At 65.7% G+C, this 14,480-nt stretch carries 15 protein-coding genes; 6 read left to right on the forward strand and 9 right to left on the reverse strand.

Translation table 11 applies throughout. The features are described 5' to 3' along the window. Positions 1-27: 27 nt before the first annotated feature. Genes hslV through hslU form a run of 3 tightly spaced genes read left to right on the forward strand, consistent with a single transcriptional unit; the run spans position 28 to position 3,073 of the window. Positions 28-579, forward strand: coding sequence for an ATP-dependent protease subunit HslV (gene hslV, locus ACAX61_RS03230; protein ID WP_370713378.1), 552 nt, complete (start codon positions 28-30; stop codon positions 577-579). A 44-nt stretch (positions 580-623) separates the two neighbouring features. Next, a complete protein-coding gene (locus ACAX61_RS03235) occupies positions 624-1,724 on the forward strand; it encodes an FAD-dependent oxidoreductase (RefSeq protein WP_370713379.1) in 1,101 nt (366 codons plus the stop codon). 56 nt (positions 1,725-1,780) lie between these two features. Next, positions 1,781-3,073, forward strand: a complete 1,293-nt coding sequence (gene hslU / locus ACAX61_RS03240; protein ID WP_370713380.1) for an ATP-dependent protease ATPase subunit HslU — start codon at positions 1,781-1,783, stop codon at positions 3,071-3,073. A 9-nt stretch (positions 3,074-3,082) separates the two neighbouring features. Here hslU and ACAX61_RS03245 read toward each other — a convergent pair whose 3' ends face one another. The 6 genes from ACAX61_RS03245 to ACAX61_RS03270 all read right to left on the reverse strand — a co-directional run bounded on the left by ACAX61_RS03245 (position 3,083) and on the right by ACAX61_RS03270 (position 7,374). Further along, positions 3,083-3,487, reverse strand: coding sequence for a hypothetical protein (locus ACAX61_RS03245; protein WP_370713381.1), 405 nt, complete (start codon positions 3,485-3,487; stop codon positions 3,083-3,085). 2 nt (positions 3,488-3,489) lie between these two features. Next, positions 3,490-3,903: a hypothetical protein gene (locus tag ACAX61_RS03250; protein ID WP_370713382.1), complete on the reverse strand. Its 414-nt coding sequence runs from the start codon at positions 3,901-3,903 to the stop codon at positions 3,490-3,492. Between the two features lie 62 nt (positions 3,904-3,965). Beyond that, a complete protein-coding gene (gloB, locus tag ACAX61_RS03255; RefSeq protein WP_370713383.1) occupies positions 3,966-4,703 on the reverse strand; it encodes a hydroxyacylglutathione hydrolase in 738 nt (245 codons plus the stop codon). Between the two features lies 1 nt (position 4,704). Beyond that, positions 4,705-5,160, reverse strand: a complete 456-nt coding sequence (locus ACAX61_RS03260; RefSeq protein ID WP_370713384.1) for a VOC family protein — start codon at positions 5,158-5,160, stop codon at positions 4,705-4,707. Positions 5,161-5,248: 88 nt separating this feature from the next. Then, positions 5,249-5,971, reverse strand: a complete 723-nt coding sequence (locus tag ACAX61_RS03265) for an alpha/beta fold hydrolase (RefSeq protein ID WP_370713385.1) — start codon at positions 5,969-5,971, stop codon at positions 5,249-5,251. After that, entirely contained in the window at positions 5,968-7,374 is a 1,407-nt protein-coding gene (locus tag ACAX61_RS03270) for a glutamate ligase domain-containing protein (RefSeq protein WP_370714887.1), read from the reverse strand. Before ACAX61_RS03270 ends, ACAX61_RS03265 begins: the two co-directional genes overlap by 4 nt. A 76-nt stretch (positions 7,375-7,450) precedes the next feature. Between ACAX61_RS03270 and ACAX61_RS03275 the strand changes: the two genes are divergently transcribed. The 3 genes from ACAX61_RS03275 (at position 7,451) to infC (ending at position 10,986) form a co-directional block, all read left to right on the forward strand. Beyond that, positions 7,451-8,272, forward strand: a complete 822-nt coding sequence (locus tag ACAX61_RS03275; protein ID WP_370713386.1) for an LD-carboxypeptidase — start codon at positions 7,451-7,453, stop codon at positions 8,270-8,272. Positions 8,273-8,337: 65 nt separating this feature from the next. Next, a complete protein-coding gene (gene thrS / locus ACAX61_RS03280; protein ID WP_370713387.1) occupies positions 8,338-10,338 on the forward strand; it encodes a threonine--tRNA ligase in 2,001 nt (666 codons plus the stop codon). Between the two features lie 117 nt (positions 10,339-10,455). Then, positions 10,456-10,986, forward strand: a complete 531-nt coding sequence (gene infC, locus ACAX61_RS03285) for a translation initiation factor IF-3 (protein ID WP_370713388.1) — start codon at positions 10,456-10,458, stop codon at positions 10,984-10,986. Positions 10,987-11,168: 182 nt separating this feature from the next. Here infC and ACAX61_RS03290 read toward each other — a convergent pair whose 3' ends face one another. The 3 genes from ACAX61_RS03290 to ACAX61_RS03300 all read right to left on the reverse strand — a co-directional run bounded on the left by ACAX61_RS03290 (position 11,169) and on the right by ACAX61_RS03300 (position 14,468). Next, positions 11,169-11,348, reverse strand: coding sequence for a hypothetical protein (locus tag ACAX61_RS03290; RefSeq protein ID WP_370713389.1), 180 nt, complete (start codon positions 11,346-11,348; stop codon positions 11,169-11,171). 119 nt (positions 11,349-11,467) lie between these two features. Continuing rightward, positions 11,468-11,701, reverse strand: a complete 234-nt coding sequence (locus tag ACAX61_RS03295) for a hypothetical protein (RefSeq protein WP_370713390.1) — start codon at positions 11,699-11,701, stop codon at positions 11,468-11,470. Positions 11,702-11,723: 22 nt separating this feature from the next. Further along, entirely contained in the window at positions 11,724-14,468 is a 2,745-nt protein-coding gene (locus ACAX61_RS03300) for a [protein-PII] uridylyltransferase (RefSeq protein WP_370713391.1), read from the reverse strand. Positions 14,469-14,480: the final 12 nt, after the last annotated feature.

Consider the following 14,480-nt stretch of genomic DNA (forward strand, 5'->3'; position numbering starts at 1 on the left):
CGCCCGCCCGCCCCCATATGCGGCGCCATGAGCAAATCGACAGCGTGGCACGGCACGACGATTCTTTCCGTGCGCCGATCGGGCAAGGTGGTGATTGCGGGCGACGGACAGGTCTCCGCCGGACAGACCGTGATGAAGCCCAATGCCCGCAAGGTCCGCCCGTTGGGCGACGGCAAGGTGATTGCAGGGTTCGCCGGCGCGACCGCCGATGCCTTTACCCTGTTCGAGCGGCTGGAAGCCAAGCTTGAGCGTCATCAGGGCCAGTTGCTGCGCGCCGCGGTCGAGCTGGCCAAGGACTGGCGCACCGACAAGTTTCTTCGCAATCTGGAAGCGATGCTGATCGTCGCGGACAAGGATGTGACGCTGGTCGTCACCGGCAACGGCGACGTGCTAGAGCCCGAAGGCGGCATCGCGGCGATCGGTTCGGGCGGCAACTTTGCCCTCGCCGCCGCCCGCGCGCTGGCCGATTACGAGGCAGATCCAGAGGTGCTGGCGCGCAAGGCGATGGGCATCGCCGCCGATCTGTGCGTCTATACCAACGATCGGCTGACGGTGGAGACGCTCGACAGCGCGACGTGATGGCGGGGTGACGCGCGCGCGGAGAGCCGCTACCCCTTGCCGCAATGCCCGTCGCCCGCCGCACCCTTGTCGCCAGCGCGCTCGCGCTTCCTGCCTGTGCGCCGACGGCGCGGCTGTCGTTGGCGCAGGCGCCCGCCTGTCTGCCGCCGGTTCGCGCGGAAATCGGCCGGATCATTCGCACCGTCGCGGGCCTGCGGCCCTATCGGCCGTCGGGCTTCGTCGTTCGAGCCGATGCGCTGGCGGGCAAGCGGCTGGTTCATAATTACGGGCATGGCGGCGGCGGCATTACGCTGAGTTGGGGGACCAGTCGGCTGGCGATCGGATTGGGCCTGCGGGGCCATCGCGGCGATGTCGCGGTGATCGGGGCGGGCGCGGTGGGGCTGGCGACTGCGCGGCTGGCGCAGGAAGCGGGCTTTGCCGTCACCCTTTATGCAAAGGCACTGCCGCCGGAGACGACGTCGAACATCGCGGGCGGACAGATCGTGCCGACCAGCGTGTTCGATGAAGGGCACGTTACGCCTGCCTGGTTCGATCAATATCGCGCGGCGATGGATTATAGCTGGCGGCGGTTCCAGATCATGGTCGGGGACGATTACGGCATCCACTGGCTGCCGACATGGCAGCCCGCACGACGTACGCGCGACGGCGACGATCCAGAGGCGTTCCTCGCCGCCTATCAGCCTGCAAGGACTGAACTCGCGGCGGGGCGGCATCCGTTCGGCCCACGCACGATGATGCGGTTCGATACCATGTATGTCGAAACAGGGCGCTATTTGTCGCGGATGATCGCCGATTTCCAGCGCGCGGGCGGCCGCATCGTCATTCGCGATTTCGCCAGCCCCGCCGATGTCGCGACCCTGAGCGAAGGGCTGGTGTTCAACTGCACCGGTCTGGGTGCCCATCATCTGTTCGGCGACAGCGAATTGGTGCCCGTGCGCGGGCAGCTGGCCGTGCTGTTGCCGCAGCCGGAACTGGACTTCGCCTATGCAGGACCATGGGGTTACATGTTCCCGCGCGCCGACGGTGTGGTGCTGGGCGGCACGTTCGAACGCGGTGAGTGGGATGCGACGCCACAGCCCGCTGACATTGCCGGGATCGTCGCCGACCATGCGCGACTGACGGGGACATGGCGCTGTCCGACTTGAAGCCGCGCGCGGGCGCGCCATCTAGCGTCCATCAATCCCATGTTTTCCCGGATATCATGAACGAACAACTCACGCCCAAGGCGATCGTCGCCGCACTCGATTCGCACATCATTGGGCAAAAGGACGCCAAGCGCGCGGTCGCCGTCGCCCTTCGCAACCGCTGGCGGCGGCAACAGCTCTCCGCCGATCTGCGTGACGAGGTCAGCCCCAAGAACATCCTGATGATCGGCCCGACTGGCTGCGGCAAGACCGAGATCAGCCGCCGTCTGGCCAAGCTGGCCGACGCGCCGTTCGTCAAGGTTGAGGCGACCAAGTTTACCGAAGTCGGCTATGTCGGGCGCGACGTCGAACAGATTGCCCGCGACCTGGTCGAGGAAGCGATCCGGCTGGAAAAGGAACGCCGCCGTACCGCCGTAAAGGACAAGGCGGAGGCTGCGGCCATGACCCGCCTGCTCGACGCGCTGACCGGCAAGGACAGCTCGCAGGCCACGCGGGAGAGCTTCCGCCAGCGGCTGAACGAAGGGCATCTGGACAATACCGAGATCGAGATCGAGCTGGAGGCGGCATCGAACGCCCCGTTCGAAATCCCCGGTGCCGGGCCGCAGATGATCAATCTGGGCGAGATGATGAAGTCGTTCGGCGGCCCGCAGCTGAAGCGGCGCAAGATGAACGTCCATGCCGCCTGGGCCAAGCTGGTCGAGGAAGAAGCCGACAAGCGGCTGGATCAGGACGAGGTACACCGCGCCGCGCTGGCCGATGCGGAAGCCAATGGCATCGTGTTCCTCGACGAGATCGACAAGATCGCCGTCAGCGATGTGCGCGGCGGATCGGTCAGCCGTGAAGGCGTTCAGCGCGACCTGCTGCCGCTGATCGAGGGCACGACCGTTGCCACCAAATACGGGCCGATGAAGACCGACCATGTGCTGTTCATCGCATCGGGCGCATTCCATGTGGCCAAGCCCAGCGACCTGCTGCCCGAACTTCAGGGGCGCCTGCCGATCCGGGTCGAGCTGAAGGGGCTGACCGAGGATGATTTCGTCGCCATCCTGTCCGACACCAAGGCCAGCCTGCCCGAACAATATAAGGCGCTGATCGGCACCGAAGGGGTCAGCATCGACTTCACCGCCGACGGCATTCGCGCCATCGCCCGCATCGCGGCGGAGGTGAACGGGGAAGTCGAGAATATCGGCGCGCGCCGGTTGCAGACGGTGATGGAAAAGCTGCTGGAAGAAATCAGCTTCGATGCAGAGGATCGACAGGGCGCGACGCTGACCGTCGACGCCGCCTATGTCGAGGCGCAACTGGCCGACATTGCGCGCAACACCGACCTCAGCCGCTACGTGCTGTAACCCGGCCCCTCAGCCCGTCTGCCGCCGATATGGCGTGAAGTTGCCATAGCGGCAGATGGGCCCGGGGATCGACGACGTGCCGCGTTGCAACGTGCGGAACTGGTCGTTGCGGCACAACTGGCTGCCGAACACGCGTGAGACGACCAGGTCATTGTCGTCCAGGAACGTGCAGCCTTGCACCCTGGTCACCCACAAAGTGCTGCCGTCGCGATAGATCAGCGTGTCGGGCGACACGATCTGCGGTCCGCCGGTCCGTTGCAGGCTGATACAGTCGTTCGGTGCGCCAGCGACCCGGTCCTTCGTCGCTTCGGCGAATTCACGCGCGCCGCGTTCCCTTATATCGGCGGTTCGCTGGGCATCGGCGGCACAGCCGGCGCAGGCGAGCGCTGCGCTGGCGATCAGAAGCGCGCGCATCCTCAACGCTCCGCCTTGCGATAGGGGGTGAACTCACCCATCGCGCAGGAACCCGTCTGGAATTGCGAGGCGCGGTCGACCGTCCGGGCAATGTCGCCGCGGCACAGCCGCCCGATCGGCGTCTGGGTGATCAGGATATCGTCGCGTTCCAGATTGCAGCCGCCCGTCGTGTCGGTGCGATAGAGCAGCCGCCCGCTAACTTCATACAGGATGGTATTGCCGTAATATTGCGTGCGCCGTGTGGCGGTGGGCGGCAGGCAGCTTTGCGGGTCGCCCGCCGTGAAACCGGCCAGCGCCTCCCGCAACTCGGCGGCGTTTTCGGCGTCGCGGTCGGCGCGCGCCGCCTGTTGTTCAGCGGTTGCGGTGCAACCGGCAAGCAATGCTGCGGCGGCGATAATGGGCGGTGCGAGTCGCATGGCAGGCCTCTCCTGATCCTTTCGGATTTAGCCGCCAACGCATGAACCGGCGATGAGCGCCATCAACCCTTGAAACTGTCCTTCGCCGCGCGACGTTCGGCCAGAGCGGCGGCGCTGTCCACCCGCACAAAGGGGTTGGTCGCCCGTTCCGCGCCGATGGTGGTCGGCACCGTCGGCTGTCCGCCCGCGCGCAGCCGTTCGACCTCCGCCAGCCGCTCGGCCACCGCTGCATTATCCGGCTCGACATGCGCTGCGAAGCGGGCGTTGGACAGCGTATATTCGTGCGCGCAGTAGATGACCGTCTCCGGCGGCAGCGCGGCGAGGCGCTGAAGCGCGGCGTGCATCTGTTCGGGCGTCCCTTCGAACAAACGCCCGCAGCCCATGGCGAACATCGTATCCCCGACAAAGGCGATGGCGTCGTCGGCAAAATGATAGCTGATATGCCCGGCCGTGTGCGCGGGCGTTTCCCAGATCATCGCCCGGTGCGCGCCGATGGTCACGGCGTCCCCCTCCGCCACCAGCCGGTCGGCGGTGGGGATTTTTTCGGCTTCGGCGGCGGGGGCGGTGACGATCGCGCCATGCGCGTCCTTCACCCCCTGATTGCCGGCGGTATGATCGGGGTGCCAGTGGGTATTCCACACCTGCCCGATGCGCCAGCCGCGCGCATCGGCGGCGGCCAGCACGGGCGCCGCTTCGGCCGGGTCGACCACCACCGTCTCGCCAGTCTCGGCGTCATGGATCAGCCAGACATAATTGTCGGACAGCGCGGGCACGCCCACGACCTGAAGCGGCGCGGTCATCTTACCAGCTACCCGTATTGGGCATCGATGCCCAGGGTTCCGCCGGGGCCAGCGCGTCACCGGCCTGCAAGAGTTCGATCGAGATGCCGTCGGGCGTCTTCACGAACGCCATGTTGCCGTCGCGCGGCGGGCGGTTGATCGTGACGCCGCCGTCCATCAGCCGCTGGCACGTGTCGTAGATATTGTCGACGCGGTAGGCGAGGTGCCCGAAATTGCGCCCGCCGGTATAAACCTCCGGCGCGCTGCCGTCCTGTGCCGGCCAGTTATAGGTCAGCTCGACTTCGGCATTGGCGCGTTCGCCGGGGCCGTTCATATCCTCCGGCGTAGCGAGGAAGATCAGCGTGAAGCGGCCAGCTTCATTTTCCATGCGCCGCACTTCCTTCAGGCCGAGCAGCTCGAAAAAGGCGATTGTGGCGTCCGGGTCGGTCACACGGATCATGGTGTGAAGGTAGTTCAACGAAGCGCTCCCTTTTATTCTGGATCGTTGGCGGCGGGGGCCGCCGTCCGCGCGATATGGGAACGCGTTCGCCGGTCGCAAACCGCCTTCAGGCCGGAATTGCCGCGCCCGCATCCTCGACCGCGCGCAGGATCAGCGCGATGTCGGCATCACGCGACAGGCGATGGTCGCCGTCCTTGACCAGCCAGCACTGGACATCGGCACCCTTGATCAACTGCGCCAGCCGTGCGGCGCGTTCCCATGGCACGTCACTGTCGCGCATCCCCTGCACGATCCGCACCGGCAGCTTGAGCGGGATCGTGCCGTGCATCAGCCGGTTCGCTTCCCCCGACGACCAGAAGGCGCGCGTGGTGACGGTCGGCTGATCGGAATAGGGTGACGGCTTTTCCAGCCGCCCGTCGGTCAACAGCTTCATCTTGTCGGCCTGCGAAAAGCCCCAGTCGGTGAAGTCGGGGGCGGGCGCGATGCCAACCAGCGCGGCGATCCGGTCTGGCCGTTCGCGCGCGACCAGCAACGCGATCCAGCCGCCCATCGACGATCCGACCAGCACCACCGGCCCCTTTGCCACCTGATCGATGACCAGCAGCGCGTCGTCGCGCCAGTCGGCCAGCGTATAATCCTCAAACGCGCCCTCGCTCTCGCCACAGCCGCGATAGTCGAAGCGGATGCAGGCGCGGCCATTTTCCTTGGCCCAGGCCTCCAGCGCCAGCGCCTTGGTGCCGCTCATGTCGCTGGCATAGCCGGGCAGGAAGACGATGGTCGGCCCCGCCCCCTCTGTCACGCGAAAGGCGATGCGGGCGTCCTGGCTCATGGCTGTTCCTTGGTGCTGATCTGGGTGAGCATTTCGGCGGCAAGCTGGCTGAGCGTGTCGTCGCGCGCGCCCATCACGACGATGCGGTCGCCGGGCGATGCGGTCGCGACCAGATGCGCGGCGGCGGCGGCGCGGTCGGGAATGTGGCGCGCGGGCGCCCCTTGCGCGGTCAGGTCGGCGACGATGTCCGCGCTGGTCACTTCCCGGCTGGTGGTGCCGCCATGATAGACGGGATCGGGCAAGACCAGTTCGTCGCCCGGCCGTAGCCGCGCGGCCAGGCTTTCGACCAGCTCGCGGCGCATCACCTTCAACGGGCCATAGCCGTGCGGCTGGAACAATAGCTTCAGCGGACCGGGAAAGGCGGCGAGCGTGTCGAGTGTGGCGGCGATCTTGTCCGGGTTGTGCCCGAAATCGTCGATCACCGCGACGCCGCCCGCCGTCCCCACCAGCTCGAACCGACGCTTCAGCCCGGTAAAGCCCGCAATCGCGCGCGCCGCGTCGGCCAGCGGCACGCCCGCCGCCCGCGCCGCCCCGATGGCGGCCAGCGCGTTGGCGACATTGTGCCGACCCGGCACCGACAGCCGCACGGGCAGCCGCTGCCCCTCCCCCACCAAAGTGAAGGCGATGGCAAAGGGCTCGGGGATCAGGTCGTGCGCGCTCAGATCCGCATCACCCTCCACGGCAAAGGTCGTGCGGCGGTCCGCGCCGATGCCGGCCGCCAGCGCCGCCGCTTCGGCGTCGCCGATGTTCACCACCGTCATTCGCGCCTTGCCCGCGAAATCGCCGAACAGCGCGTGCAGTTCGTCCAGCGACTTGTGGTCGAGGCTGACATTGTTCAGCACCGCGATGTCGGGCGAATAAAGCGCGATCGAGCCGTCGCTTTCGTCCACTTCGCTGACGAACGCATCGCCGCCGCCGACCAGTGCGCTGGCAAAGGGGCGGTCGGGGGCGACGAAGTTCTTCATCACCGCGCCGTTCATCACCGTGGGGTTGCGGCCGCATGCATGCAGAATCCAGCCGATCATGCCGGTCACGGTCGATTTTCCGCTGGTCCCCGCCACACCGATCGACAGGGCGCTGTCGTTGAACAGCTTTGCCAGCAATTGCGCGCGGCTCATGCGCGGGGCACCGACACGCGCCGCCGCCTGGATGTCGGGCACGCTGTCCTCGATGGCGGCGGATGCCACGACGGTCTGTCCGCCATCGACGATGCCGCTGCCGTCCTGTGCGAACAATTCGATGCCCAACGCCCGCAGCGCATCGAATTTATGCGCCAGCCGCCCCTGATCAAGCGTGCGGTCGGACCCCGTGATGGTCGCCCCGCGACCGGCAAGGATCATCGCCAGCGGCATCATGCCGGACCCGCCGATACCGACAAAGAAATAGCGTTCGCCCATAGGCATCCGCCTATCGGCACTTGCATGGCCAAGGGCAAGCCCGCTCGACACGCCCCGCCCCGCCCGCTTAGGGTCCAGCCGCATGAAGATCGCCGTCGTCGCCCCCGCCCGTTCGATCACGCCAGAGGCCGCAGCACGCGGGGCCGCCTTTGCCGCGCTCAGCTTTCCCGAAGTCGAACTGGTGTTCGACCCGCAATGCTTTGCCGATGCGGGACATTTCGCCGGACCGGATACGCTTCGCGCCAAAACCTTCCTCGCGCGCGCGAACGATCCCGCCATCGACGCGATCTGGTTCGCGCGCGGCGGTTATGGATCGAACCGTATCCTGCGCGACGTGATGCCGCAGCTGAACGACGCGGCGCGGGCCAAGACCTATCTGGGCTATTCGGACATGGGGTTCCTGCTGGGCGCGCTGTACGCGCAGCGGATCGGCCATCCCTGCCACGGCCCGATGTCGACCGAAGCGACCGAGCGCAATCGCGCCGGCCCGGCATGGCGCGCGCTGGCGTGGCTGACGGCAAAGGACCGGCGCGCGCTGGAACCCGGTCTGGACGGGCGCCCGGCGGCGGCGTTCAATCTGGCGATCCTGACGGCGATGCTGGGCACGCCATGGGTGCCCGATCTGACCGACCACGTCCTGCTGATCGAGGAAGTGGGCGAAAGCTACTACCGGATCGACCGGATGATGTTTCAGCTGGCGCAATCGACGCAGTTGCGGGGGATTGCGGGCATCCGGCTGGGCGGTGTCACCGCCGTTCCCGAAGGCGACGGGCCAGAGGCGTTTGGCGAGACGCTGGAGGAGATCATGACGCGCTGGTGCGGCGAAATGGGCGTGCCCTATCTGGGCCGCGCGCGGGTGGGGCATGACGGCGACAACACTGTGGTGCCGTTCGGCATCGCCTGACTTGCGCTAGGGTAGTGCAACGCGGCATATGCGCCGTTCTTCCCACGCCCATAGGTGATTTTCAGATGTCCGCCATGTTCCGCATCACGCTGCCCGACGGTTCCGTGCGTGAGGTGGCGCCCGGGACCACCCCCGGCGACGTGGCGGCCGCGATCGGGCCGGGCCTGGCCAAGGCGGCGCTGGCCGCGCGCGTCAATGGCGAAGTGCGCGACATCATGCGTCCGTTCGACAGCGATGCCAGCCTTGCGCTGATCACCGCCAAGGACGAGGCGGACGCGCTGGAACTGGCGCGCCACGACTATGCGCACATCCTTGCCGAAGCGGTGCAAAGCCTGTTTCCCGGCACGCAGATCACCTTTGGCCCCGCAACCGACGACGGCTTCTATTACGACTTCGCGCCAAAGGACCGCCCCTTTACCGAGGAAGACCTGCCCGCGATCGAGGCGGAGATGCGCCGCATCATTGCCGCCGACCAGCCGCTGATCCGCGAAGTCTGGACGCGGGAGGCGCTGATCGAACGCTGGACCGCGCAGGGTGAGACGTTCAAGGCCGAGTGGGCCGCCGAACTGCCCGATGACGAGGAACTGACCGTCTATCGCGCGGGTCGGGCCGAGGACGCATGGCTCGACATGTGCCGCGGCCCGCACCTTGCCTCCACCGGCAAGGTCGCGCCCGACGCCTTCAAGCTGACGCGCGTATCGGGTGCCTATTGGCGCGGCGATCAGAAGAACGCGATGCTCAGCCGCATCTATGGCACCGGCTGGCTTAACAAGAAGCAACTTGACCAGCATCTCCACCGGCTGGAGGAAGCGGCCAAGCGCGATCATCGCAAGCTGGGGCAGGAAATGGACCTGTTCCACCTTCAGGCCGAGGCGCATGGCAGCGTGTTCTGGCACCCCAATGGCTTCGTCATCTGGCGTGAGCTTGAGGCCTATATGCGCCGCGCGATCGACGGTGCGGGTTATCGCGAGGTCAAGACGCCACAGGTGATGGACGCGCGTCAGTGGGAACAGTCCGGCCACTGGGGCAAATATCGCGAGAACATGTTCGTCATCCCCGACGAAGTGCCCAATACCGAGGATGAAGGCCCCATCGTCAGCGACGACGCCGACTGGATGGCGTTGAAGCCGATGAACTGCCCCGCGCACGTCCTGATCTTTCGTCAGGGGATCAAGTCCTATCGCGACCTGCCGCTGCGCCTGTACGAAAATGGCTGCTGCCACCGCAACGAACCGCACGGCGCGCTGCACGGCCTGATGCGTGTGCGCCAGTTCACGCAGGACGACGCGCACATCTTCTGCCGCGAGGACCAGATCGTCGAGGAGGTTCGCAAATTCTGCGAGCTGGCCGACCGCATCTATCGCGACTTCGGCTTCACCTATTCGATCAAGCTGGCGCTGCGCCCCGAAAAGCGGTTCGGTACCGAAGAGATGTGGGACCTCGCCGAAACCGAGCTTCGCAACGCCGTGGTCGAGGCGGGTCTGGCGACCGAGGAATATGGCTGGGAAGAACTGCCCGGCGAAGGTGCCTTCTACGCACCCAAGCTGGAATGGCATCTGACCGACGCGATCGGCCGAACGTGGCAGGTCGGCACCATCCAGTCCGACCGCGTGCTGCCCGAACGGCTCGACGCCAGCTATGTGGCGGAAGATGGGGAGCGCCACCGCCCGATCATGCTGCACCGTGCGATCTTCGGCAGTTATGAACGCTTCATCGGCATCCTGATCGAACATTTCGCCGGTCGCCTGCCCGTGTGGCTGGCGCCGACGCAGGCGGTTGTCGCAACCATCGTGTCCGACGCCGACGGCTATGCCCGCGATGTGGCGGACAAGCTGAAGGCAGCCGGCATCCGCGTCGACAGCGACCTTCGCAACGAGAAGATCAACTACAAGGTCCGCGAACATTCGCTGGCCAAGGTTCCGCACCTGCTGGTCGTCGGCAAGCGGGAGGCGGAGGAAGGCACCGTCGCCGTCCGTACGCTGGGCCGCGAGGGGCAGCGGATGATGTCGCTGGAAGACGCGATCGCCATGCTGCGTGAGGAGGCCACGCCGCCCGATCTGCGCTGAATCGGCAACAGTCGCGGCGGGGCATGCAACAAAAGATGCAACCGCCTTTCATCGCGCGGGTTGAATCATTATATTGTCGGTCGAACTACCTTAGGAGATTGCACTATACGTCCCCCGATGCGGCGCCCGATGGCGCCCCCGCCCATGAACGGTCCTCGTTTCAACGAGTTCATCCAGTCCCCGCGCGTCCGGGTCATCGACCAGGACGGTGAGAATCTGGGCGTGATGTACACGCGCGAAGCGATGGAACAGGCCAAGGAAGTCGGACTCGACCTGGTCGAGGTTTCGCCCAACGCCGATCCGCCGGTCGCCAAGTTCCTGGATGTGGGCAAGTACAAGTACGAAGCCCAGAAAAAGGCCAACCAGGCTCGCAAGACCCAGAAGACGCAGGAGATCAAGGAGATCAAGATGCGTCCGAACATTGACGATCACGACTATGACGTGAAGGTCAAGGCGATCCACAAGTTCATCGGCGAGGGTGACAAGGTAAAGGTCACGCTGCGTTTCCGCGGTCGTGAACTCAGCCATGGTCAGCTCGGCATGCAGCTGCTCCAGCGCGTCCAGCAGGATTGCGCCGAAGATGCGAAGATCGAGAGCTATCCGCGCATGGAAGGCCGACAGATGCTGATGGTCCTGTCGCCGAAATAATCGCAGCGACGATCATCGCTCGAAAAACGGGGCGGCTCCATCCGGGGCCGCCCCTTTTTCATGGCTTCAGGCTGAGGACTTAGAAAAGACCGCTTTCGGCAGAATGGTTAGCCGTCCGACTATGGGTGGTTAGCGTCCGGTCTGCTTTGACGCGGGGAGCCGCCTCAGAGCGGTCCGGGTCGTCAGTAAAACGGGCCTCTTGTTAGCACTCCGATGATCCAGCCTATGAAGAGGATTGTCCCTCCGCCCCAAGCGGCGAACGCCCACTGACGGCGGCGCACATCGCGGTATGTTTGCGCTACGCAGTAGATCAGCATCGGCAGTAACATCAGAACGCCGATCAGAACGGCGATGACTTGCATTCTCTCTCTCCCGATGTCCGCTTCCGAGCATGGTCCACGGCACCGGCTACGTACAGCTTTGGGGCGCTTGCCGACCGGCCCCACATAAGCCTACGGCCTAGAGGCAGCGCGGCGGGTGATCAGGGGCCGCCCGCGTCGTTGCCATCGCCGCTTGCATCGCGGTCGGACGGAGCGACATCTTCGCCACGCCGCGTGCGCCGCTTGCGCAGATGGCGCCGCAACAGCACGCCGCGCAGCAGCACCACGCCCACGATCGCGGTCGCTAGCAACAAAAAGGTCGGCGTATCCAGCGCCTCGACCGGTGCCGCCGCGATCAGCAGCGGTGCGGCGAGCAGCAACAGGGGCAGCGGCATCGTCATCTCCTTCAACCGGCGCTCAGGCCGCGTTCGCCATGGTGCTATCGCTCGCCGCCTCCAGCAACCGACGCTCTAGGGTCCGCATCCGCCCGGTGGCGTCGATTTTGTCGCCGATCAGGTCGGTCACGTAAAAGGTGTCGACCGCGCGCTCGCCATAAGTGGCGACATGCGCGGAATGGATCGTCACCTTCGACTGGAACAGCGCATTGGCCAGATGGAACAGCAGCGCCGGGCGGTCGCGGGCGTTCACCTCGACCACGGTAAAGCGGTTGGAGGCGTGATTGTCGATCAACACGGCCGGTTCAATCTGAAACGCCTCCGCCCGTACGCGCGGCAGCGGCTTTGCCTTCAGCCGTTCGGTGATGCGCGCCCGGTTCAGCAGCGCGTCGCCGATCGCGCTTTTCAGCCGCTCAATCTGTCCGGGGTCGTCGAAGGGGCGGCCCAGCGGGTCCTGCACCAGGAAATTGTCCAGCGCCATCCCCTCTCGCGTGGTGTGGATCCGCGCGTCGATGATGTTGCCGCCCGCCGCATGAATGGCACCGGCAATGCGATAGAAGATGCCGGGATGATCGGCGGCATAGATGGTGACCAGCGTCGCGCCCCGCTCGGCATCGGGCTGGGCGTCGATCGAGAGTTTTTCGTCACCCGACCGCTCGATCAACTTTGCGTTGCGTTCGAGGACATCGGCCGGTTCGGCCACCCAATAGCTTTCGGGCAGCTTCTTCACCAACCGCTCGAACGCAGGCGAGTCCCATCCCAGCGCCTGTGACAGCCCAGCCTGTTTGGCGGCGACACGCTCGTCCCGCCCACGCTGCTTGTGGCCCAGGCGCAGCACCTCCTCCGCCGAGTCGTACAGGTCGGTGATCAACTGGCGCTTCCAGCCGTTCCATGTTCCCGGCCCGACCGCGCGAATATCGACCACGGTCAACATCATCAGCATCATCAGCCGCTGTGGGCTTTGCACCGCGCTGGCGAAGTCGAGAATGGTCTTGAAGTCCGACAGGTCGCGCTTGAACGCGGTGGCCGACATCAGCAGGTGCCAGCGGACCAGCCACGCGACCGTTTCCGTCTCCGCCGGCGTCAAGCCCAGGCGCGGGCACAGCCGCTCGGCCACTTCGGCACCCAGCACCGAATGGTCGCCACCCCGGCCCTTGGCGATGTCATGCAAGAGGACCGCCACATACAGCGCACGGCGCGAAACGATCTGCGGGAACAATGCGGTGGCGACCGGATGATCTTCCACCAACAGGCCGCGTTCGATTTGCGACAACAGGCCGACGGCGCGGATCGTGTGCTCATCGACCGTATAATGATGATACATGTCGAACTGCATCTGCGCGACGACGCGGCCGAAATCGGGCATGAAGCGGCCGAACACCCCCGCCTCGTTCATCCAGCGCAACACCGTTTCGGGGTCACGCGGACTGGTCAACAGGTCGAGGAAAAGGGCGTTCGCGCGTTTGTCGCGGCGATAATCATCGACCAGCTTGGCATCGCGTCCCGCGGCGCGCATCGCCAGCGGGTGGATTTCGACCCCGTGAATATCGGCGAGCGAAAACAGCTCGATCAGGCGGACCGGGTCTTCGCGAAAGAAATCGTCACGCGGCAGCGCCAGTCGTCCGCGATCAAGGACGAACCCATTGAGCTTGCGCGGCGATCGACGGATGAAGGGCAACCCGAAGCGGCGCCCGCGGGCGGCAAAGGTCTCGTCCAGATGCGCCAGGAACACGCCCGTCAGGTCCCCGACGGTCTTCGCCTGCAGGAAGTAGAACTGCATGAACCGCTCGACCGCCAGCTTGCCGGGCCGGTCGGCATAGGCCATGCGCGCCGCGATCTCGCGCTGCATGTCGAACGTCAGGCGATCCTCCGCCCGCCCCGCAATCTGGTGAAGGTGACAGCGCACCGCCCAAAGGAAGTTTTCCGCGCGGTGGAAACGGCGATATTCCTGCCGCGTCAGCAGCCCCTTTTCGACCAGTTCGGCGGCGCGCTGCACGCCGTAAGCGTCCTTGGCGATCCAGAACAGCGTGTGCAGGTCGCGCAGGCCGCCCTTGCCCTCCTTTACATTGGGTTCGACGACATAACGGCTGTCGCCCATCTTGCGATGCCGCTGGTCGCGCTCGGCCAGCTTCTCGGCGATGAAGCCGCGCGTGTCCGACTGAACCTCAAGCCGGAAGCGGCGCGACGCTTCGTCGTAGAGGTCCGTATCGCCCCAGACGTAACGCCCCTCCAGCAGCGCGGTGCGGACTGTCACGTCGGACTTGGCCATGCGGATCATTTCGTCCAGCGACCGGGACGAATGGCCGACCTTCAGCCCCATGTCCCACAGCGAATAGAGCATGGATTCGATGACCTGTTCGCACCAGCCGGTGCGCTTCCACGGCGACAGGAAGCCAAGGTCGATGTCCGAATGGGGCGCCATTTCCCCCCGGCCATAGCCGCCGACCGCGATCAGGGTCATGCGCTCGGCCGCAGTAGGGTTGTTGTTGGGGTAAAGCCGCTGGACGGTGAAGTCCCACAACAGACGCAACAGCTGGTCAGTCAGGAACGCCTGCCCCGCCGCCGCTTCGAGCCCGCGGGTTGGATGTTCGGCGAAACGGCGCATGATTTCGCTGCGCCCCGCGTCCAGCGCTTCCTTGAGCATCTGGGTCGATGCATGGCGCATCGCGGCCGTATCGCCGTGCGGCAGGGCCTCAAGCCGATCGGCGATGGCACGCCGATCGATGATGGTGCGTCTGTTGGGCAGGCTGGAAAAGCGGTTGGGCATGGCCGCCTAGAT

Source organism: Sphingomonas sp. IW22, from assembly GCF_041321155.1.
Classification (GTDB): domain Bacteria; phylum Pseudomonadota; class Alphaproteobacteria; order Sphingomonadales; family Sphingomonadaceae; genus Sphingomonas.